Annotated in this window: 14 protein-coding genes; 3 read left to right on the top strand and 11 right to left on the bottom strand. The window is 71.4% G+C overall.

Annotated elements, in window-relative coordinates:
* Nucleotides 1-198: 198 nt before the first annotated feature.
* The gene (locus Q4V64_RS51720) at nt 199-2,166 is read left to right on the top strand and encodes an N-acetylmuramoyl-L-alanine amidase (protein WP_124445290.1); all 1,968 of its coding nucleotides are present in this window, start codon (nt 199-201) and stop codon (nt 2,164-2,166) included.
* A 327-nt stretch (nt 2,167-2,493) separates the two neighbouring features.
* Here Q4V64_RS51720 and Q4V64_RS51715 read toward each other — a convergent pair whose 3' ends face one another.
* The 9 genes from Q4V64_RS51715 to Q4V64_RS51675 form a co-directional block, all read right to left on the bottom strand.
* Nucleotides 2,494-4,719 carry a glycoside hydrolase family 95 protein gene (locus Q4V64_RS51715; protein WP_253267484.1) on the bottom strand — a complete coding sequence of 742 codons (2,226 nt, stop codon included), beginning with the start codon at nt 4,717-4,719 and terminating at the stop codon, nt 2,494-2,496.
* A 258-nt stretch (nt 4,720-4,977) separates the two neighbouring features.
* Nucleotides 4,978-5,475 (bottom strand): hypothetical protein, encoded by a 498-nt coding sequence (locus Q4V64_RS51710; protein WP_124445289.1) that lies wholly within the window; start codon nt 5,473-5,475, stop codon nt 4,978-4,980.
* A 56-nt stretch (nt 5,476-5,531) separates the two neighbouring features.
* Entirely contained in the window at nt 5,532-6,149 is a 618-nt protein-coding gene (locus tag Q4V64_RS51705) for a CGNR zinc finger domain-containing protein (RefSeq protein ID WP_124445288.1), read from the bottom strand.
* A 43-nt stretch (nt 6,150-6,192) separates the two neighbouring features.
* Nucleotides 6,193-7,095 (bottom strand): universal stress protein, encoded by a 903-nt coding sequence (locus Q4V64_RS51700; RefSeq protein WP_124445287.1) that lies wholly within the window; start codon nt 7,093-7,095, stop codon nt 6,193-6,195.
* Nucleotides 7,096-7,262: 167 nt separating this feature from the next.
* Nucleotides 7,263-7,505 carry a DUF397 domain-containing protein gene (locus Q4V64_RS51695; RefSeq protein WP_124445286.1) on the bottom strand — a complete coding sequence of 81 codons (243 nt, stop codon included), beginning with the start codon at nt 7,503-7,505 and terminating at the stop codon, nt 7,263-7,265.
* Nucleotides 7,506-7,587: 82 nt separating this feature from the next.
* Nucleotides 7,588-8,754, bottom strand: coding sequence for a thiolase domain-containing protein (locus Q4V64_RS51690; RefSeq protein WP_124445285.1), 1,167 nt, complete (start codon nt 8,752-8,754; stop codon nt 7,588-7,590).
* Nucleotides 8,751-9,800 (bottom strand): thiolase domain-containing protein, encoded by a 1,050-nt coding sequence (locus Q4V64_RS51685; protein WP_124445284.1) that lies wholly within the window; start codon nt 9,798-9,800, stop codon nt 8,751-8,753. Before Q4V64_RS51685 ends, Q4V64_RS51690 begins: the two co-directional genes overlap by 4 nt.
* A complete protein-coding gene (locus Q4V64_RS51680) occupies nt 9,797-10,747 on the bottom strand; it encodes an OB-fold nucleic acid binding domain-containing protein (protein ID WP_124445283.1) in 951 nt (316 codons plus the stop codon). Before Q4V64_RS51680 ends, Q4V64_RS51685 begins: the two co-directional genes overlap by 4 nt.
* A gap of 176 nt (nt 10,748-10,923) precedes the next feature.
* Entirely contained in the window at nt 10,924-11,724 is an 801-nt protein-coding gene (locus Q4V64_RS51675) for a crotonase/enoyl-CoA hydratase family protein (protein ID WP_124445282.1), read from the bottom strand.
* A gap of 177 nt (nt 11,725-11,901) precedes the next feature.
* On the opposite strand from Q4V64_RS51675, the gene Q4V64_RS51670 reads away from it, so the two are divergent.
* Nucleotides 11,902-13,521, top strand: coding sequence for an acyl-CoA synthetase (locus Q4V64_RS51670; RefSeq protein WP_124445281.1), 1,620 nt, complete (start codon nt 11,902-11,904; stop codon nt 13,519-13,521).
* Nucleotide 13,522: 1 nt separating this feature from the next.
* Here the strand turns inward: Q4V64_RS51670 and Q4V64_RS51665 are convergent, their stop codons facing one another.
* Nucleotides 13,523-14,374: an alpha/beta hydrolase gene (locus tag Q4V64_RS51665; RefSeq protein WP_124445280.1), complete on the bottom strand. Its 852-nt coding sequence runs from the start codon at nt 14,372-14,374 to the stop codon at nt 13,523-13,525.
* A gap of 156 nt (nt 14,375-14,530) precedes the next feature.
* Here Q4V64_RS51665 and paaK point away from each other — a divergent pair, with 156 nt between their 5' ends.
* Nucleotides 14,531-15,826, top strand: a complete 1,296-nt coding sequence (paaK, locus tag Q4V64_RS51660; protein WP_124445279.1) for a phenylacetate--CoA ligase PaaK — start codon at nt 14,531-14,533, stop codon at nt 15,824-15,826.
* Between the two features lie 34 nt (nt 15,827-15,860).
* Here paaK and Q4V64_RS51655 read toward each other — a convergent pair whose 3' ends face one another.
* Nucleotides 15,861-21,125: an HEXXH motif-containing putative peptide modification protein gene (locus tag Q4V64_RS51655; protein ID WP_124445278.1), complete on the bottom strand. Its 5,265-nt coding sequence runs from the start codon at nt 21,123-21,125 to the stop codon at nt 15,861-15,863.
* Between the last annotated feature and the right edge of the window lie 10 nt (nt 21,126-21,135).

Raw genomic sequence — 21,135 nt, 5'->3', positions numbered from 1 at the left:
GGGGACGACGGTCCGCGGTACGCCAGAACAGCGGCGTACCGCGGACCGTCGTATGTCCGCCACGAAACTCCCATAAAACCTGATGAACGGAAGAAATCACCCAGTCCTGGGCATGATTGACGGGTCGTCGGCAGGCCGGCGCCACAGACGCACCCCGGCCCCGCACGGCTCACCGCCCGACCGTCCCAGGAGGCTGCATTGCGAGGATCCGCCACCGGCACCGGCAGAGCCGCCGGGCACAGGCACAACCGACGGAGAACCGCCGGCACGGTGGCCTCCGCCGCCCTGCTGCTGCCGCTGCTCGGCGCGGCCCCGCCCGACGGCCGGGCCTCCGCGAACGGGTTGCGGCAGGCCTTCGCCTCCGCGGCCGCCAAGTACGACGTGCCGCAGAGCGTGCTCCTGGGCGTCTCCTACCTCCAGTCCCGCTGGGACGCGCACGGCGGGGCGCCGAGCGTGACCGGTGGATACGGCCCCATGCACCTGACCGACGCCCGCACCGCGCTCACCGGTGCGCCGCACCACAGCGAGGGCACGGAGGACGCGCGCGGGGATCGTGCCCGCCCGCCGCTGCTTCCCGCCAAGAAGCCCCCGAATGCCTCCGAATTCCCGGCCCGCCTCAGGACCCTGTCCAAGGCGGCCGAGCTGACCGGCCTGTCCGACGAACGGCTGCGCACCGATCCCGCCGCGAACGTGGCGGGCGGTGCCGCCCTGCTGGCCGCCGCCCAGAAGGACCTGGGCGAGCCGCTGAGCAAGGACCCGGCCGAGTGGTACGGGGCGGTGGCCCGGTTCTCCGGCGCGGACGACCGCACGACGGCGGCGGCTTACGCCGACGACGTCTACGACGTGCTGCGTACCGGCAAGGAACGCACCACCGACGCCGGTCAGTGGATCGCCCTGGCCGCCCAGCCGGACCTGGCACCCGACACCGCTCAGCTGGCCCGCACAGGGCTGCGCGCGCTCGCCCCGGGCGATACGGAGTGCCCGAAGACGGTGTCCTGCGAGTGGATCCCCGCTCCGTACAAGGACCTCGGCGAGGGCGACTACGGCAATCACGACGTGGGAGGCCGACCGGCGTCCCAGGGCATCGACCACATCGTCATCCACGACACCGAGGGCGCCTGGGAAGGGGTCCTCAAGATGGCGCAGGACCCGGCCTTTGTGTCGTGGAACTACTCGCTGCGCTCCACGGACGGTCACGTCGCCCAGCATGTGAGGGCCAAGGACGTGGCCTGGCACTCGGGCAACTGGTACGTCAACGCCAAGTCGATCGGCCTGGAGCACGAGGGCTTCCTGGCGAGCCCGGACGCCTGGTACACGGAGGCCATGTACCGGTCGTCGGCGCGGCTGGTGAAGTACCTCGCCGAGAAGTACGGCATTCCGCTGGACCGGCAGCACATCCTCGGCCACGACAACGTTCCGGGCCCGACCACCGCGGCCGTCGGCGGCATGCACACCGACCCGGGCCCGTACTGGGACTGGCGTCACTACTTCACCCTGCTGGGCCGCCCCTTCGAGGCCACCGCCGACGAGGGCGGTGGCCTGGTGACGATCCGGCCCGAATACGCCGCCAACCGGCCGGAGTACACGGGCTGCGTCACCGAGGGCCGGCCCTGTGCGGTCCACGGGTCGAGCGCCGTGCGGCTGCGTTCCGGGCCCGGCGAGTCCTACCCGCTGATCAAGGACATCGGGCTGGGCACGACCCCGACCACCGGCGTGAACGACCTGTCCTCACGGGTCTCCACCGGCCAGCAGTACGCGGTCGCCGGCCGGGACGGTGACTGGACGGCGATCTGGTTCCTCGGGCAGAAGGCCTGGTTCAAGAACCCGAAGCAGAGCCCGACCGCGGTGCACGCGACCGGCCGGGTGGTGACCCCCAGGGCCGGCCTGGTGAGCGTCCCGGTCTACGGGCGCGCCTACCCGGAAGCCTCCGCCTACCCGGCGGGAGTGCCCGCCCAGTCGGTGTCGCCGCTGCCGTACAAGCTGCTCAAGGGCCAGAAGTACGTGGTCGGCGACAAGGTGCCCGGTGAGTACTACTACGCGGTGGACTTCGACGAGGCCTCGCACGAGGTCGTGGTCGGCAAGGACATGTACTACGAGATCCAGTTCGGCCACCGGGTGGCGTTCGTGCGGGCGGCGGACGTACGCGCCGAGCCGTCGCGGTCCTAGGCCCTGTCGTCAAATTCCCGCCTGCCGCGCGACGCCAGGCACGCTCCCCCACTGCCTTAAGGGCGTGGGAGGTGCCCCCACTCGCCGCACCGGGCGCAGACCCACGTACAACCAGTACGAGGGCCTGCGCCCGGCACGCCGAGAGCACGCACCTACGCGGACATCAGCCTCCCCCACTCTCGGCTTCGCTCGAGCGGGGGGACCCCCATCGCGGCGGGGCGCGCGGCCCGCCCTTCGGGCGGACGACGGGAATTTGACGACAAGGCCTAGCCTCCCCGAGCCGGAGGGCCGGGCTTCCCCGTGGGGGCCCGGCCCTTCGTACGGGCGTCAGCGCCACTCGTAGCGGCGTCCGGCGACGGCCCTGAGCGTCGTCTCGCCGTCCTCCAGCAGGACGCTGCGCACGGTGAGTCGGCGCGTCCGGGTGGCGGTGAGCGCGATGCGCGCGGGTTGTCCGTCCGCCCAGTCGATGTCGACGACGGCGCCGCCGCGGGCGCGCAGGCCCCGGACCGACCCGTCCGGCCATGCGGCGGGCAGGGCGGGGAGGATCTCGATCGCGTCGTGATGGCTCTGCAGGAGCATCTCGACGACGCCGGACGTGGCGCCGAAGTTGCCGTCGATCTGGAAGGGCGGGTGGGTGTCCCAGAGGTTGGGCAGCGTCGAGGACTTGAGCTGCTCGCCGAGCATCTTGTGGGCGTGGTCGCCGTCCCGCAACCGTGCCCAGAAGTTGATCTTCCAGGCCTTGGACCAGCCGGTGCCGCCGTCGCCGCGGGCGTTCAGGGAGACCTTGGCGGCCTCGGCCCACTTGCCGCCGGGCTCGATCTGCCGTCCGGGGTGCAGGGCGAACAGGTGCGAGACGTGCCGGTGCTCGTCGGCCGGGTCGTCCAGGTCCTCCTTCCACTCCTGGAGCTGGCCCCAGGAGCCGATGCGCAGGCCGGGGTCCAGGTCCGCCAGGGCCTGCTCGACGCGTCGCCGGAAGTCGGGTGCGTCGCCGAGGACGCGGGCGGCTTCGAGGGTGTTGGTGAACAGGTCGTGCACGATCTGCTGGGACATGGCCGCGCCGGCCGTGAAGTCACCGTGCTCGGGCGAGTAGCTGGGGGTGACGACGAGCGTGCCGTCGCGCGGGTCGGTGCGCAGGTTGGCGAGCCAGAACTCGGCGGCCTCCTTCATCACCGGGTAGGCGGTGGTGCGCAGGTAGTCGGTGGAGCCGCCGAAGCGGTAGTGCTCGTAGAGCTGCTGGGTGAGCCAGGCCGCCGCCTCCGGGAACCAGAACGCGGTCGCCCAGTCGTGGACGCCGGTGAAGCCGTACGGGTTGGTCTCGTTGTGCACCACCCAGCCGCCTGAGCCGAACATCTCCCGCGCGGTGCGCCGCCCGGGCGCGCGCAGGGCCTCGACGAAGCGGTCGTACGGGGCGGTGGTCTCAGGGAGGTTCGCGGCCTCGGCGGGCCAGTAGTTCATCTGCAGGTTGATGTTGACGTGGTAGTCGGCGCTCCAGGGCGGTGTGGTGCTGTGGTTCCACACGCCCTGGAGGTTGGCGGGCAGCGAGCCGGGGCGGGAGGAGGCGATGAGCAGGTAGCGGCCGTACTGGAAGTAGAGGGCTTCCAGGGCGCGGTCCGCCGCGCTCGCGCCGGCCGTGTACGCGGCGAGCAGCCGGTCGGTGGGGACGTCCGCCGGGAACGACTGGCCGAGGTCCAGGGCGACGCGGCGGAACAGGGCGCGGTGGTCGGCGATGTGCCGGGCGCGCAGGGAGTCGTAGGTGCGGCCCTGCGCCCGGTCGACGGCGCGGGTGACCGCGGCGTGCGGGTCGTCGCCGCGGTAGTCGGGGTAGGTGTCGGCGTAGTCCGTGCCGGCGGCCAGCACGAGCCAGGCGCTGTCCGCTCCGGTGACGGTGATCGTGCCGCCGGCGTCGGAGATCACGGTCCCGCCGGTGGTGCGGATCTGGACCTGGGCCTCGAAGCGCAGCTTGTTGTCCGCGAGGGCGCCTCGTACGGTCAGGCGTCCGCCGGACGCGGTGGTGGTGAAGTCCTTGCGGGGTGAGGTGTAGCGGAGGGTGAAGGCGACGCTGCCCGGGCGGTCGGCGCTGAGCCGTCCGACGATCACGCCGTCCGGGTGGGAGGCGTAGAACTCTCTTGTGAAGCGGACCTGTTGGTGGGTGTAGGCGACCGACGCGATGCCGTGGTCGAGGTCCAGTTCGCGGCGGTATCCGTCCGGCGTCGGTGCGGCGGGGAGGTCCAGGTGGAGGTCGCCGAAGGTCTGGTAGGCGCCGAAGCCGACGCGCGGCTGGCCCAGCCGGTCGGCGACGGCCTCCGGGTCGAGCCGCCGCTGTGCGTCGAGGTCGTCCTGTACGGCGTCGACGGCACCGGGACGCGGCGCGCGCCAGTTGCCGTGGTCGTAACCCTGCGCCGAGCCGGGGCCACCGGTCCACAGGGTCTTCTCGTTGAACTGCAGGCGTTCGGAGGCGAGGGTGCCGTACACCATGGCGCCGAGCGCGCCGTTGCCGATGGGCAGCGCCTCGCGCTCCCAGTCCGCGGCGGGCGCCATGTACCACAGCACCATCGGCTGGATGACCGCTCCCGATACATCCGAGGAATCTTCGGTGGCGGCCTCGGCGGAACCAAGGGTCGATCCGCTCACGGCCAGGCCTCCTGCTCCAACTACCGCCGCTTTGAGCGTCGTTCTGCGAGAGATGTCCTGCGACTCATGTGGCATGCCCGGGACATTAAAGGTCCGATCACAGGGCGACAAGAGTCATGACAAGGCAAAGGCACCCACGGACGGGGGAACGTCCGAAAGGTGCCGGTGCGGGATGGACGGTCAGGCCTGCTGGAACAGTTCCGCCGGGAGCGGCTTCAGCAGGGCGTACAGGTCGTCGGTGATGGGGCGGTCCCAGGCGGCGATGGTCACCAGGACGTTGTCGCTCCGGTCGAACTGCACGCAGGAGACCCGGCTCTCCGACAGCTTGAGGCGGCGCACGATCAGGAGGTTGTCGCCCTGCATCACCGGCATGTCCTCGGTGCCGACGACGGTGACCTCCTCGTCGTTCTCCAGGGCCAGCAGCAGCTGCCCCACCTCGAACGGGACCTCGCCCTCGTCGACGTCACGGGCCGGGGAGCCCTCCGGCAGATTGCCGATGATCATGGCGGGGCCGCGGCCGCCGAACAGGTCGTACCGCAGGTACACGCCCTGGCAGGTGCCGTCCGGGGCGGGCAGCAGGCCCGCGCCGAGATTGCCCGGCCAGTCGCTCGGGTCCATGGCCAGTACGTCGAAGTCTGGCCCGGCGGGGGTGGCGCTGCGGCGGCGGAGGAACGACATGCGGCCAATGGTACGTGCCCGAGCAGGTTGCGTGACGTGCGGGCGGCTCTTGGCCGCTACGCGTTCTGGCGGTGCCGTTCGTGATGGCGGGCGACGCGGGCTCGGTTGCCGCAGGACGGCTTGCACCACTCCTGTCGCGGGTGCTCCTTGAGGAAGTAGCGCACACAGCGCGGCGCGTGGCACGCACGCAGTCGCCGCCGGTCGGGGCCGGCCAGGAAGGCGATCGCGGCCTGCGCGAGTGCCGCCGTGAGCTCACCCTCGCCCTGCACGGCCTGATGGCGTACGACGGGTTCGGCGTCCTCGGCCCAGTGGAGCTCGGGGACGGTGGGCGTGCGCGCGGCCGCCGCGTTGAGTCGCCGCACGGCGTCGGGGACGGGCATGAGGCGCGCCGCGTCGGCCGGGCTCGGCTCGGCGGGTCGTACGGCGTGGGCGAAGAGGGCGCGGACGGCGGCGCGCAGGTCGCGGACGGCGGCGACGGCGGCCTCGTCGGCGACGAAGCCGGCGGCGTCCAGCACGGTGTCGGGGTGTGCCCGGACCCAGGCGGAGAGTCCGGCGGGGTCGGTCAGGTCGTCGGTGACGGAGCCGTGTCCGTCGTGCCGGATGGTCAGGGCGAGGTCGAGGGCCAGCCGGGCATTCCCGCTGATCGAGTCCTGCGTGCTGATCGCGTCTCGCATGGGCTAATGATAGGCCTGTCGGCATGCATTAGATCCGGGTGTCTCACTCCTCCGGCAGTGTCGGCGGCACCACAGCGACCGGGCTCGCGGCGTGCAGCAGCACGGCGTGGGTGACCGAGCCCAGCAGGCGGGCGGGGGCCAGCAGGCGCCGCCGGTGGCGGCCCACGACGACCAGGTCGGCGTCCTTCGAGGCGGCGACCAGGTGTCCGGCCGCGTCGCCGGGGGTCACGTACGGCTCGACCCGGACGTCGGGGTGCCGGGCGCCGTGCGGGGCGAGGAAACCTTCGGCGAGGGCTCGTGTCTCGCTCTCGACGGCGTCCTGGTCGATCATCGGCGGAACGAGTTCGCCGGGGGCCACCCAGCTCTGGACCGGCCAGGGGTAGGCGGCGACGACCTGGAGACGCGCGCCGCGCAGGGCGGCCTCGGTGAAGGCGAAGGCGAGCGTGGCCTCGTCGGGGCTGTCCACCTTCAGGCCGACGACCACGCGCGGTCCGGGCACGGCCGGCGCCTCGCCGTGCACCTCGCGCCCGGGGCGGGGCACCACGACGACGGGGCACTCGGCGTCGCGGGCGGCGGCCATGCCGTTGGAGCCGAGCAGCAGGCTGGCGAAGCCGCCGCGGCCCCGGGAGCCGAGCACCAACAGCTGGGCGGTGGCGCCCAGTTCGGGCAGCAGGGCACCGGGCGCGCCCTCCAGGCCGAGGTACTCGATCGCCGGCCGGTCGGCGCGGCCCTCCAGGTAGGTGCGCACCTGGTCGAGCACCGGGTCCTCGTCCTGATCCGGCGGCCCGGCGTCCAGCGCCTCGGGCTGCGTCCAGGCGGCGTACTGCCGGACATGGACCGCCCGCAGCGGCGCCTCGCGCCTGCGGGCGGCGTCGAAGGCCCAGTCCAGGGCCCGCAGGCTGTCGTTCGAACCGTCGACGGCCGCGATCACCGGCAGGGTGCTCATGGGGTCCTCACCTCCGGAGTACGACGTTGCGTTTCCTGGGGCCAGCCTTGCTCAGGCATCGGCCCCAGGACGGCGCTGGAGGTCGCGTGTCCGGAAAAACGGGCGGAACACCGCCGGATCGGCCCGCCGGATCGGCCCGTCGGATCGGCCGTCGGATCACATGAGGTTCAGGTCAGGTCGAACTCCCCTTCCCGCGCTCCCGACACGAACGCGCCCCACTCCGCGGGTGTGAAGATCAGGGAAGGGCTCTCGGGCCGGCCGCTGTTGCGCATCGCGATGAATCCCTCGACAAAGGCGATCTGGACATCCCCCAGGCCCCGGCTGCTGGAGTGCCACTCGGCGTTGCTGAGGTCCAGCTCCGGCTTGTCCCAGCTCGCGAACGGCTGCTGCTGGATGGTGCTCTCGGCCACGTCCGTGCTCCTCCCGATTCGTCGTCCGCGGCCAGCCTAGCGATCGGTGCGTAACCTCAACAGGCCACGTGAGGGGGACCTTTCAGGAGTCGGGTGGTTCCGACCCCACGAGCCACATGGAGAAGAACTGCGATCCGCCGCCGTAGGCGTGCCCGAGCACCCGCCGTGCCCTCTCCACCTGGTGCTCTCCGGCCTGTCCGCGCACCTGGAGCGCGGCCTCGGCGAAGCGGATCATGCCGGAGGCGCCGATGGGATTGGTCGACAGGACCCCGCCCGACATGTCGACGGGCAGGTCTCCGTCCAGTTCCGTCACCCCGGACTCGGTCAGCTTCCAGCCCTCGCCCTCGTCGGCGAAGCCCAGGTTCTCCAGCCACATGGGCTCGTACCAGGAGAACGGCACGTACATCTCGACGGCGTCGATCTCCCGGCGCGGGTCGACGATCCCGGCCTGCCGGTACACGTCGGCGGCGCAGTCCTTGCCGGCCCGCGGGGACACGGCGTCCTTGCCGGCGAAGAGGGTGGGTTCGCTGCGCATCGCGCCGCCGTGCATCCAGGCGGGCGGGCGGGGCGAGCGGGCCGCACCGGCCCGGTCGGTGAGGACCATCGCGCAGGCACCGTCCGAGGAGGGGCAGGTCTCCGAGTAGCGGATCGGGTCCCAGAGCATGGGCGAGGCCTGGACCTTCTCCAGGGTGATGTCGTGCTCGTGGAGGTGCGCGTAGGGGTTTTTCAGCGCGTTGCGCCGGTCCTTGTAGGCGACCAGGGAGCCGACCGTGTCGGGCGCGCCGCTGCGGCGCATGTACGCGCGCACGTGCGGGGCGAAGAAACCGCCCGCCCCGGCCAGCAGGGGCTGCTGGAAGGGGATCGGCAGGGACAGGCCCCACATGGCGTTCGACTCGGACTGTTTTTCGAAGGCGAGGGTGAGCACGGTGCCGTGGACGCGGGCCGCGACCAGGCCTGCGGCGACCAGCGCGGTGGATCCGCCTACAGAGCCCGCCGTGTGGACCCGCAACATGGGCTTGCCCACCGCGCCCAGCGCGTCGGCCAGGTACAGCTCCGGCATCATGACGCCCTCGAAGAAGTCGGGCGCCTTGCCGATGACGACGGCGTCGACGTCCGCCCAGGTCAACTCGGCGTCGTCGAGGGCCCGGCGAGCGGCCTCCCGGACCAGTCCGGCGATCGACACGTCCCGGCGCGCCGCGACGTGCTTGGTCTGGCCGATCCCTACGACGGCCACGGGCTCCTTGCTCATCGCGGATCCCCTTCGAGTACGGCGACCAGGTTCTGTTGCAGGCAGGGGCCGGACGTGGCGTGGGCGAGCGCCCGGTCGGACTCCCCCCGGTGGATGCGGGCGGCCGCCTCGCCGATGCGGATGAGTCCGGCCGCCATGACCGGGTTGGCGGCGAGCGCGCCACCGGAGGGGTTGACGCGGACGCTGTCGTCCAGCCCGAGCGCCTTGCGCAGGACGACCTCCTGCGCGCTGAAGGGCGCGTGCAGCTCGGCGGTGTCGACGGGCCGTTCGAAGGCGCCCGCTTTCTCGGCGGCCAGGCGGGTGGAGGGCGAGTCGGTCAGGTCGCGGACGCCGAGGCCGTGTGCCTCGATGCGGTGGTCGACGCCGCGGATCCAGGCGGGCCGTGCGCACAGGTCCCGGGCGCGCTCTCCGGCCGCGAGGACCACGGCGGCGGCTCCGTCGCCGACGGGTGGGCAGTCGCCGGTGCGCAGGGGCCGTACGACGTAGTCCCCGTGCGGCACCGAATCCCTGAGCTGCGCATGGGAGTTGGCGGACGCGGCGGCACGGCTGCGGGTGGCGACGGCGGCCAGTGCGGGCTCGTCCGTGTCGCCCGCGTCGATGAGCGCCTGCGCCTGGAGGGCGGCGAGAGCGACGGAGTCGGGCCACAGCGGGGCCACGTAGTACGGGTCCAGTTGTCGTGTGAGGACATCGCGGACGGAGCCGGGTGACGACTTGCCGTAGGAGTACACGAGGGCGGTGTCCGCGTCGCCGGTCAGGAGCTTGGTCCATGCCTCGTACAGCGCCCACGCGCCGTCCATCTCGACGTGCGACTCGGAGATCGGCGGCCAGGCGCCCACCCCGTCGAGGGCGAGGGTGAAGGAGAAGGCGCGGCCGGCGAGGTAGTCGCTGGAGCCGGAGCAGGTGAAGCCGATGTCGGCGGTCTTCAGGCCGGTCCGGTCGAGCACCTCGTGCAGGACCGGCATGAGCATCTCGACCTCGGAGAACTCCTCGCTGGTGCGCCGGTGGTCGGTCTGGGCGAAGGCCACCACGGCGATCTCTCGCGTCACAACAGCTCCTTGTAGGTGTCGTACTCCGCGTCCGGTTCGCCGGTGGGCCGGTAGTGGTCGGGGTAGCGGGCGCCTTCCGTCCAGACGGCCTCGACGCGCAGGCCCATCCGCACCTGGTCGTAGGGGATGCCGGCGATACGGCCGTGCAGGGCGAGATCGGCGCCGTCGAGCGCGATGTGCGCGTAGACGTACGGCACCTCGATGTCGAGATTCGCCGTGTGCGCGGCCTTGATGTTGACGATGCAGAAGGTGGTGACCGTGCCGCGCGGACCTACTTCGACCTGTTCCGATGTGGCCTGGCCACATGTGGGGCAGGCACCGCGCGGCGGGACGTACACCTTGCGGCAGGACGGACAGCGTTCGCCGACGATGCGCCGGTCGGCGAGTGCGTGGATGTAGGCGGACTGGGCACGGCCGGGCGAGTAGGTGTAGTCGAGGCGGGCGTGGGCGACGATGCCGGTGACCGCGTCCGCGAACTCGCCGGTGTGGCCCGCCGGTTCGGCCGCATGGCCGTCGTACGGCTCGAAGCAGGCGATGTCCGTGATGGCGCCGGAGCGTTCCTGGGCCCAGCGGACGCGGACCCGCATGCCGGTGTGGACGGCGTCGGGGCCTGGGGCGTCGAGGGCATGCAGGAGGGCGGTGTCCGCGCCATCGATGCGGACCAGGGCCCAGGCGAAGGGCGTGGTGAGGGGCTGGCCGCGGCGCGGTGCGTGGTTCCAGGCCCAGGTGGTGACCGTGCCGGTGGGGGCGACCTCGACGAGGTCGCGGATCTCCTCGGCGGTGACGGGGTCGTACTCGACGGGCGGGACGAGGACGCGGCCGTCACCGGTGCGCACGCCGAGGACGACGCGTTCGCGCAGGCCGGTGAGGAAGGCGCTCTGCACGGGGCTGAGGGAGCGGGTGAAGGGGAACTCGACGACGAGCGGCGCTTTGAGGACTTGGGGCATCGAGGGCTTGCCTCCTTCGGGGACCGGCGCGCGTGGGGCGGCCGGGCGGTGGCTGAGCAAGATCGGTGAGTCACGCCCCGAAAGGGGCGCGGCGCGGTGACATCTGCGGCTCCGCCGCGTGGGCGCGACCAGCCACCGCCGACCCGCAGTGTCCGACCGAGCCTCCAGCGGAGCGCCTACGCGCGCTTGTACTCGGGCGGCCGCTTGTCCGCGAAGGCGCGGGCGCCTTCCTTGGCGTCGGCGGTGTCGAAGATCGGCCAGCCCCGTTTCAGTTCGGCGGCGAGCCCGTCGGTCTCGGTCATCTCCGCGGTCTCGTACACCGAGGCCTTGACGGCCTCGACGGCCAGCGGGCCGCAGGCGTTGATCTGTCCGGCGATCTCCAGGGCCCTGTCCAGTGCGGTGCCGTCGGGGACGACATGGCCGATCAGGCCGATGTCCGCGGCCTCGCGGGCGCTGTAGGGGCGGCCGGTGAGCAGCATCTCCAGGGCGTGGGTGCGCGGGATCTGCCGCTGGAGGCGGACCGTGGAGCCGCCGATCGGGAAGAGACCCCGTCTGACCTCGAACAGACCGAAGGTCGCGGACTCGCCCGCGACCCGGATGTCGGTGCCCTGGAGGATCTCCGTGCCGCCGGCGACGCAGTACCCCTCGACGGCGGCGATCACCGGTTTGCGGGGGCGGTGGTGGCGCAGCATCGCCTTCCAGTGCAGGTCCGGGTCGGCCTTGAGGCGGGCGCGGTGGTGCTCGCCCTCCATGCCGTTCCCGGCGAGGGCCTTGAGGTCCATGCCGGCGCAGAACGCGCCGCCCGCGCCGGTCAGCACGATCGAGCGGACCTCGTCGTCCTCGTCGGCCCGCACCCAGCCGTCGTGGAGGCCGACGAGCATCGACAGCGAGAGCGCGTTCTTCGCCTCCGGCCGGTTGAGCGTGAGCACCAGCGTGGCGCCCTCGCGCCGCACGGTGAGGTGTTCGGTGCCACTCATCGCCCATCTCCCCTCTGAAAGAACGAGAACAGGTTGCAGTAGGCGCCTGAGCAGTTCAAGAGTTTTCTGACAGGGAGTCAGATTTCTTGGACGCGGACCCTTCACAGTTGCGCCCCCCTTTGCTCTGATGACCGCGAACCGACGGATGCCAGGCACGCCCCGGGGTCAGGAGGAGCGGTGGAGTACAACCTTGCGGACCTGTTCGAGTCGGTCGTCGACGTGGTGCCGGACCGCGAGGCGCTCGTGTACCTCGACATCCCCGGCACGGGCGCCGAGCGCCGGCTGACGTACGCGGAGCTGGACGCCGCCGCCAACCGCGTCGGCCATCATCTGGTCGACCGCGGGATACGCCCAGGCGAGCACGTCGGGCTCCATCTCTACAACGGCGTCGAGTACCTGCAGACCGTGCTGGGGTGCCTCAAGGCGCGGATCGTGCCGGTCAACGTCAACTACCGCTACGTGGAAGAGGAGTTGGTGTACCTCTACCGGGACGCCGATCTGGCGGGCCTGGTCTTCGACGCGGAGTTCACCGACCGGGTGGCGGCGGCGCTGCCACGGGCGGACGGGTTACGGCACCTGGTGCGGGTCGGGGCGCCGGCGCCGGGGGCGGCCGACGTGCCCGCCGTGGCCTTCACGGACGCGGAGTCCGCGGGCTCCCCGGAGCGCGGGTTCCCGCCCCGCTCCGGAGACGACCAGTTCATCATCTACACCGGCGGCACCACCGGGATGCCCAAGGGTGTGATGTGGCGTCAGGAGGACCTGTTCTTCTCCGGGCTCGGCGGCGGCTCGCCGACCGGGGAGCCGGTGAAGAAGCCGGAGGAGCTCGCCGAGCGGGTCGCGGCCGGCGGCGCGGGCATCACGTTCTTCCCCGCTCCCCCGCTGATGCACGGCACGTCCACCCTGACCGCCTTCATCGGCTTCAACTTCGGCCAACGCGTCGTGCTGCACCGCAAGTTCGCGCCCGAGGAGGTGCTGCGGACCGTCGAGAAGGAGAAGGTCACCAGCATGTCCCTGGTGGGCGACGCGATGCTGCGCCCGCTGATCGACGCGCTCGAAGGCCCGATGAAGGGCACCGACATGTCGTCGATGTTCAGCGTGTCGTCCTCGGGGGCGATCATGTCGGACACGGTGCGCCGGCAGTTCCAGGCGCTCGTCCCGAACGTCATGCTGCTCAACAACTTCGGCTCCTCGGAGTCCGGCTTCAACGGCACGGCGACGGAGGACTCGGGCCCCGAACGCGGCTTCCGCATCCGCGTCAACTCCCGTACGCAGGTGGTCGATCCGGCCACCCACGAGCCGGTCGCCGTGGGCGAGGTGGGCCGTGTCGCGCAGTGCGGCCACGTGCCGCTCGGCTACTACAACGACTCGCGGAAAACCGCCGAGACCTTCTTCGAGAAGGACGGCGAGCGGTGGGTGCTGCTCGGCGACATGGCCACCGTCGACGAGGAGGGCGTGGTCACCGTCCTAGGCCGAGGGTCGCAGTGCATCAACACGGGTGGCGAGAAGGTGTATCCGGAGGAGGTCGAGCAGGCGCTGAAGTCCCATCCGGACGTGTACGACGCGCTGGTGGCCGGTGTGCCGGACGCGAAGTGGGGCCACCATGTGGCGGCGGTGGTGCAGCTGCGCGAGGGCGCGGGGCGACCGTCCCTCGAGGACATCCAGACCCACTGCCGTGCCCGGCTCGCGGGATACAAGATCCCGCGCCGGCTGGTGGTCACGGAGACCATCCGGCGCTCGCCGAGCGGCAAGGCGGACTACCGGTGGGCCCGGGAAGTGGCGGTGGCCGCGGACCGGTGAGCTACCGGCCCGGCTGAGGGCCGTCGAGGAACGCGGTCAGGCGGCCCACGAACCATTCCGGGTCGTCCAGCCACGGGTAGTGTCCGGCGCCCGGCTGGACGGCGCACTCGGCGTGCGGGAAGGCTTCGGCCGCACGCCGCGCCAGTTCGGGTCGCGGGCCGCCGTCGAGTTCCCCGGCGAGGACGAGGACGGGGGCGGTCAGCCGCGCGAGACCTGCCCGGGTCGCGGGAGGATCGTAGGCACCCTCGGAGCCGTACACATCGGCGGCCTCGTCGTTGAACTCCTCGTCGGCGCGCGCCTCATGTTCCTCGGCGGCCTTGTCCCAGCGTCCGTAGAAGAACGGCGCGAACACCGGGTCGTACTCGCCCGTCCCCGCCAGCCACGCCTCGAACGCCGGAAACACTCCCTCGAACCACGGCTCGCCCGTCCGCAGCCGGGCCGCCGCCAGCCGGTCCCCGTCCGTCGCCGGCATACCCAGCGCCCAGGGAGTAGCGGTGACCAGCAGCAGCCGCCCCACCCGCTCCGGGTACCGAGCCGCGTACAGCATGGCGAGGCTGCCGCCCGCCGAATGCCCGAGCACGTCCATGTGCTCCCACCCCATGTGGGCCCGCAACACCTCCACGTCGTCCACCAGCCGGTCGCAGCGGGCCGTCGCCGGATCCGCCGGCACCGCGGAGTCACCGGTGCCCCGCAGATCGAGCAGGACGAGTCGCCGGTACGCGGACAGCCCGCCCAGATCCCCGAGATAGGCCGAGGCCCGCATCGGCCCTCCGGGCAACACGACGAGCGGCGAACCCTCGCCCCGCAGGTGATAGGTGAGTTCGGTCCCGTCGGACGCGGTGAAGGTCGGCATCGCACCGATCCTGACGATCGACGGCCGCCCGGGCAACGGAGTTCTCCGGCCCGCCCTCTTGCCTGAGCGAGCCGGGGCTGGATAACTGATCCAGAACGGCTCGACCGAATGATCGGTCGCCCGGATCGATTCGGTCGTCGATGAGGGAGAGGCGCCATGGCGGACGCGACGGACCTGCTGGACTCGGGTGAACGGCTCGACGGCGCGGCGCTGCGGGCGTTGCAAGCGGAGCGGCTGCGGGCCTCGCTGCGGCACGCGTACGACAACGTGCCCTTCTACCGGGAGTCCTTCGACAAGGCCGGTGTCCGTCCGGAGGACTGCCGGGCCCTGGCCGACCTGTCCCGTTTCCCGTTCACGACCAAGGCGGACCTGCGCGAGAACTATCCGTACGGGATGTTCGCCGTGCCCCAGGGCCGTATCCGCCGCATCCACGCGTCGAGCGGCACCACCGGACGCCCCACGGTCGTCGGCTACACCGACGACGACCTTTCCCTGTGGGCCGACATGGTGGCCCGCTCCCTCCGTGCGGCGGGCGCACGGCCCGGCGACAAGGTGCATGTGGCCTACGGCTATGGGCTCTTCACGGGTGGACTGGGCGCCCACTACGGGGCCGAGCGCCTCGGCTGTACGGTCATCCCCGCGTCCGGCGGTATGACCGCCCGCCAGGTCCAGTTGATCCAGGACCTCAGGCCCGAGGTCATCATGGTGACGCCCTCGTACATGCTGACGATTCTCGACGAGTTCGAACGCCAGGGCGTCGACCCGCGCGGCACGTCCCTGCGCGTGGGGATCTTCGGCGCCGAGCCCTGGACCGAGCGGATGCGGCAGGAGATCGAGGAGCGGTTCGCGATCGACGCGGTCGACATATACGGGCTGTCGGAGGTGATCGGCCCGGGGGTCGCGCAGGAGTGCGTGGAGACCAAGGACGGGCTGCACGTGTGGGAGGACCACTTCTTCCCCGAGGTCGTCGACCCGATCACCGGTGAGGTACTGCCGGACGGCGAGCAGGGGGAGCTCGTCTTCACCTCACTCACCAAGCAGGCCATGCCTGTCATCCGCTACCGGACGCGCGACCTGACACGGCTGCTGCCCGGCACTGCCCGGGTCTTCCGGCGGATGGAGAAGGTGACCGGCCGCAGCGACGACATGGTGATCCTGCGCGGGGTGAACCTCTTCCCCACGCAGATCGAGGAGATCGTGCTGCGCACACCGGGCGTCGCTCCCCATTTCCAGCTGCGCCTGACCCGCGAGGGCCGCCTCGATGCCCTGACCGTCCGTGCCGAGGCCCGTCCCGACGCCAACCATGAAACCCGGGAGGCGGCTGCACGGTCCATCCAGGCGGCCGTCAAGGACGGCATCGGCGTGTCGGTCGAGGTGGAGATCGTCGATCCGGAGTCGCTGGAGCGGTCGGTGGGGAAGATGCGGCGGATCGTGGATCTGCGCCGACGTTAGACGAAGCCGCGCGCGAGCCGTATACGTCTGACTGTCACAGGGGGTACATGGGTGGGAGGGCGGAACGATCGGTGGTGCTCCTCGACTCGCCCAGCCAAGCGGCCAGTTCCACCGGATGCGGACGCCTGCCGATGGCGGCGGTGAGACGGATGTGGGTGGCGCGGACCAATTCCGGCCAGTGAGTCAGGGTTTGTGCCGCCGCGGCCGTCTGCGAGGTGCCGGAAGAGGTCGCCGCGCATGCCCGCCGCAGGACGAGGGCGAGGCGCATCCACCTCTCATGTCGCTGCGGCGACCGTGTCACCTCGTCGATGGCGAGGCGGCAGGCCTCGTCCGCATCGCCGAAGTTGTGGGAAGGGTCGGTCGCTTCCCGGTACAGCTGCGCCGGGAGACCGCCGAGCGAGGGCACCGAGGGGCCCGGGGCCACGCGCACTGTGCGGTGGTCCATGGGTGGGCAGGGCGCCTTGGACCGCCATGCGTCGGCGACTTCCGCCTCGTCCGGGAAGGCCGGGTGCAGGTGGTGCAGCCGCCACAGCACGCGGTGGGCCATGACCGCGTCCATGGCGATCGCCGCGATCTCCTCGGGGACGGCTTCGTACTCGAACCAGGTCACGAGGCCCTTGCCCACGGCGGCCGCGAACTCCCGTCCCGCCGCGGTCAGACGGGGAGACGAACACAGCGCGACATACGCGTCCCGGGTCTGCGCGCGCCAGTACGCCAACTGGAACTGCGCACGCCGGAGCGTCTCCCCCGTCGCCTCCTCGACGAGCTTCCGCCAGAAGTCGGACACCCCGAAGAAGGCGAAGACCCCGTGGAAGAAGCCGGGAAGGGGGCGCGGGTCGTCCCGCCACGGTGCGTAGAAGAGCTCCCCGTCGGGGCTCTCCCCCTCCTCGTACAGATCAAGGCAGTCCAGTACTGCGTTGAGCTTCATGTGGCGGAATTCGTGCAGCAGGGTGACGGCGAGGTCCTCGGCGTCCGGTGGCGAGCTGATCACGGCCCCGCCGAACGCGTCACTGGACGAGACCGACGCCATCGCACCGTCCGATCGGGGCCAAGGCGTGAGCGAGGTGAGGGCCGTCGCCAGTGTCTCGGCCTGCCGGGGGGCGACTCGGGCCAACAGGTCCGCCGCCTCACGAGTGGTCCGCCGCCAGTGGGTGACGTCCGTCTGGCCCAACGGGCGGGGTGCCACGGGACCATCGGTCTGCCGGTAGGGGTCCCTGTCCTCCAGCACCAGATCGAAGGAGATTCCCCGCCTGACGGGCCTGCGTACACGGGTGACGGGGACCCAGCCCCTGGGGCGGGGATTGCTCCGGCTGGGCAGCATCACTTCGTTGCTCCCGGCGCGGATCAGGGCGGTGCGCCCGTCTCCGGAGATCTGTGCGGCAGTGGCCCCGGTCCCGGAGAAGTCGGCCGCTCCCAGGCCGGGTAGGAAGACGAAGCCGTCACGCACGGAGAGGGGAAGGGTGAGGGCGACGCCGGCGTTGAAGCCCGCTGCTGCCGCGATCGAATACAAATGGCTCAGGTCGGCGGGTGGCGTACCGGACCATGCTCGAGGCCCGCCGGGCGGGGAGTACAGGGCGCGCAGCGCCCGGCTCATCCAGCGGCCGACGCAGGGATGGCGCAGGACCTCGGAGACCGCTCCGGGATTGGCCCTTTCGGCCTGCAGGAGGAGGTCCCGTACCCACTGGGGCCTGATCGACTCGTCCGTGCGGCCCGTCGTGACCGCGGCGGCAATGCGCAGGAGCTCGCCCAGGACCACCGCACGGGCGCCGCGCTGTTGGCCTCTCAGCTGTTCGATCAGATGGTGGTCCTCCTCGCCGGCGGCCAGGGCCAGTACGTCGGCGGGACTGGGGAAGAGGAGTGGGGGCGCCTCTTCCCCAGTGGCCGACTCGATGCCGGCAGGGGCAGCGGGCCCATAGCTCACCGACGGCCCCGCCCGCTCCGCGCCCGCTCGGCGCCGCCGCACGCTCCAGCCCTGCGACATGCCGGCGCCTCCCGGCTCGGCTCCGCCACGGCTCAGGTGCGGCCGGACGTACCGGGCCAGAAGCCGCTCCGTGGCCGGATGGGGTTGGGGAGACAGGGCCTCCTGGAGTGCGAGCCTCGTCAGGTCGGGGATCGCCGGCACAAGCACATGGTCGTTCCCGGTGACGTCGTTCTGATGTGCCTCGGCCCGATCTGCCCTCGCGAAGCCCCCTCCGTGCCGGATCGGCCCGGGTCCCGGCTCGGCGGAATCGAGGAGCGCCAGCGCGAGGTGGCGCGCGCAGAGCGCGACGGCGGGGTGGTGCTCGCCCAGTCGCCGTCTGCCTGACTCCAACGCGGCCCGAAAGAGCTCCCCTGCGAAGTCGGGTCGGCCGAGCCGGTGCCATACGGACGCGAGTTCGTGCTGGGCGGCGATGGTGTCCGGATGGTCCGGTCCGATCCGCCTCTCGCTGATGCGCCAGACATCGGTCAGCTCCTCCCGCGCCCGCTCGAGGGACGCGGTGTCCGACTCGCGGTCCCGGAGGAGGCGGGCGCGTTCGTGGCGGGCGAGGAGCACATCGGGGTGATCGGATTCGCGGACCCTGAGGTACCTGCGTACGACGTTCTCCGCCAGCGCCTCCGCTTCGCCGGCGTCGCCCGCGTCACGTAAGCCTCGCACCAGTCCGACTTCCATGGCGAGCGCCAGCAGATCGTCGTCTCCGGTCAGTGCTTTGAGCCGCCGGACGACGTCACGCAGTTCGGTGGCGGCCTCCTTCGGTCGCCCCCGCTTGTGGTCGAGCGTCGCCAGGTCGTGGCGGATACGCAGAATGCCGACCGAGTTCGCAGGCGAGTCGCGCAGGCGCATGGCGAGCGCCGCACGCAACTCGGTCTCGGCTTCCTCGTATCGCGCCAGCTCCCGCAGCACACGGGCACGGCCGGTCCTGGCCGACTGCAGGTACGGATGACCGTCCGGCAGGGCGCGCTCGCAGTGCCGTACCACCTCCTGGTACAGCTGGTCGGCCTCCCTGAGGGAGCCGTGGTCGCGCAGCATCCAGCCCAGGCGCAGTCGGCTGACGATCGTGGCGGGAGCGTCGTCACCCAGCGCGCGCGCCCGGATCCGGCTGACTGCGGTGAGCTCGGTGACGGCCTCGCCGTACATGCCCAGGTGGCGGTGGTACTCCGCGGCCCGCACAGCGGGCTCGGTGACCTCGACGACCAGCCCGGCGTCCATGTCACCGGTGGCCGCCAGGTCGTCGTCGGGCAGCAGTTCCAAAGGGGCGGTGCAGTGCGGCGCGATCGCCCGCCACAGCGGCCCGTCTTCGGGCGTGTCCGGGTTCAACGTGGCGATGCACCGGTTCAGCTGAGCCGTGACCAGGCGCAGGAGCAGCGGTTTGTGTGCCCTGAAGTCCGGCTGCGGCCGGTTGGCTGCACGGATCACCGGGTGAATGGAGATCCACGTCGTCGGCCCCTCGTCGGGTGTCTCCTGGGCGCCGGCTGTGTCCACGAACCGGATGAGGTTCAGCCCGCTGAGCCCGTCCAGGGCATCCTGAAGGCGCTCGTGCGTCACATGCTCGAAGAGTCCGCTGGTCGCAAGCAGTTCCTGATCGAGAAGATCGAGAGGCTTTTCATGGGGAATGCGGGTCGGGCCGAGAGCGCACAGCAGCCGCAGGAGCGGGCGGGCCAGTTTGGTGCGTCCGCCGTCCAACAGACCGAGGGAAAGCTCGTACGTGGTCGGGATGGTGCGGCGGCTTCCCCCGTCCATGTCCGGATCCGACGCCGCCGTTGCCAGGAGGGCCTCGAACTGGCGGCGGTAGTCAGTGAATGTCCTGTGCGGCAGGACCGAGGTCTTCTCCCCCGCCTTCTTCAAGTAGGACCCTGCGAGGTTGAGCGCCAGCGGCAGACCTCCCAGGTGTTCGGCGAGGTCGCAGGCCTCCTCCTCATCTCCCGCGGTGGGCGCCAGGTCACACAGCACCCTGGCCCCGTCGGCGGTGGAGAGGACATCGACGGCGATCATATGGACGCCGTCCACCGCCCAGAACTCGGCGCGTGACAGGCGGCTGGTGATCAGCACGGTTCCCTGCGGTCCCGCCGGCTGTCGCAGCCATCCGCTGCCCCTCGCCTCCGGATGTACCTCCAGCACAGAGGGGTCATCGACGTTGTCCATGATCAGGAGCCACGGGGTGGTGAGGGCGTTGAGACGGTCCCACAACACATCCGCCGGGTGACGACCGGAGAATTCGGCCTCCCGGGCGCCCGCCGCATATGCGACCGCCCGCAGTGTCGCGACGAAGTCCCCGACTTGTGCTGCCGACACCCACCACACGTGCCTGACCTGACGCTTCAGCCGGTGTGCGGCTTCGAGTGCGACGGTCGTCTTTCCGCTCCCGCCCATCCCGGACAGGACCCATACGCCCGATACGGACGGATCGCCGTCGGCGCGCCGACGCACCGCGTCCGTCAGCTCGGCGACCAGCGCGTCGCGTCCCCGCAGTTGGTCGTCGCTGACCTGGCGGCCCGGCAGCCCCAGGGGCATGGGTGCCCCGTCGGAGGGCCCGGCCGTCACGCGCGCCTGCCCGTAGGGTCCGACGGTCACATCCGGAGACCGGAGATCTCCTGGTGCCGCGCCGGTGGAGGTGGGCCGAACACTGTCGGGCAATCGAGAGAGGTCCAGCCACCCTCCCAAGGCGTGGGTGAGCGCCGCCGATTGGGCCTTCGTCAGCTTCTCGGTCCAACGGTCGACCCGCCTCGCGGCGATTCGGCCCCGCCCGTCGGTACGGTGATGGAGGGAGACGACTCCGACGAGGTGGCCGTTGCAGAACACCGCTGCGCCGGACATTCCTTCCCACGGGTCCTGGTCCGGATCGTCGTCGGGTGGCGAGTCGACCTTCAGGTCGAGTGTGCCCTCGCGACGGTTGGACAAAAGCGCGCAGGTCGCGTGCACGTGCTCGGAGTCCCGATAGCGTGACCCGTCGGGATGCGTACGCAGCTTGAAGCGCGGAAAGCCCAGGGCGGTGCACCGTACCACCCTGTCCCATTCACTGACCTGTCCGAACCGGACGGGTGCGACGTCCTCCTCCACGCCGACTGGGACGCCCTGGAGCGCGAGGACGGCGGCGTCGACACCGACGTGCCGCCACACCACGCTCGCCTCGATCGTCCGCTCCCCCGGCCGGTCGGCCTGGAAGCGCACGCGGACGCTCACCGCGCCCTTGACGACGTGCGCTGCGGTCAGCACCCTCCCGGGCGCGACGAGATACCCCGAGCCACGGCGGTTCCTGCCGTGCCGCCGACGGACGATGATCTCGGCGGCCCGCTCCGGTATCAGCCCACGATCAACCCCCATGTGCTGTCCG

It is taken from the genome of Streptomyces sp. NL15-2K, from assembly GCF_030551255.1.
Lineage (GTDB): Bacteria > Actinomycetota > Actinomycetes > Streptomycetales > Streptomycetaceae > Streptomyces.
Note: the sequence above shows the minus strand (reverse complement) of the source record. Positions and strands in the feature narration are given on the sequence as shown.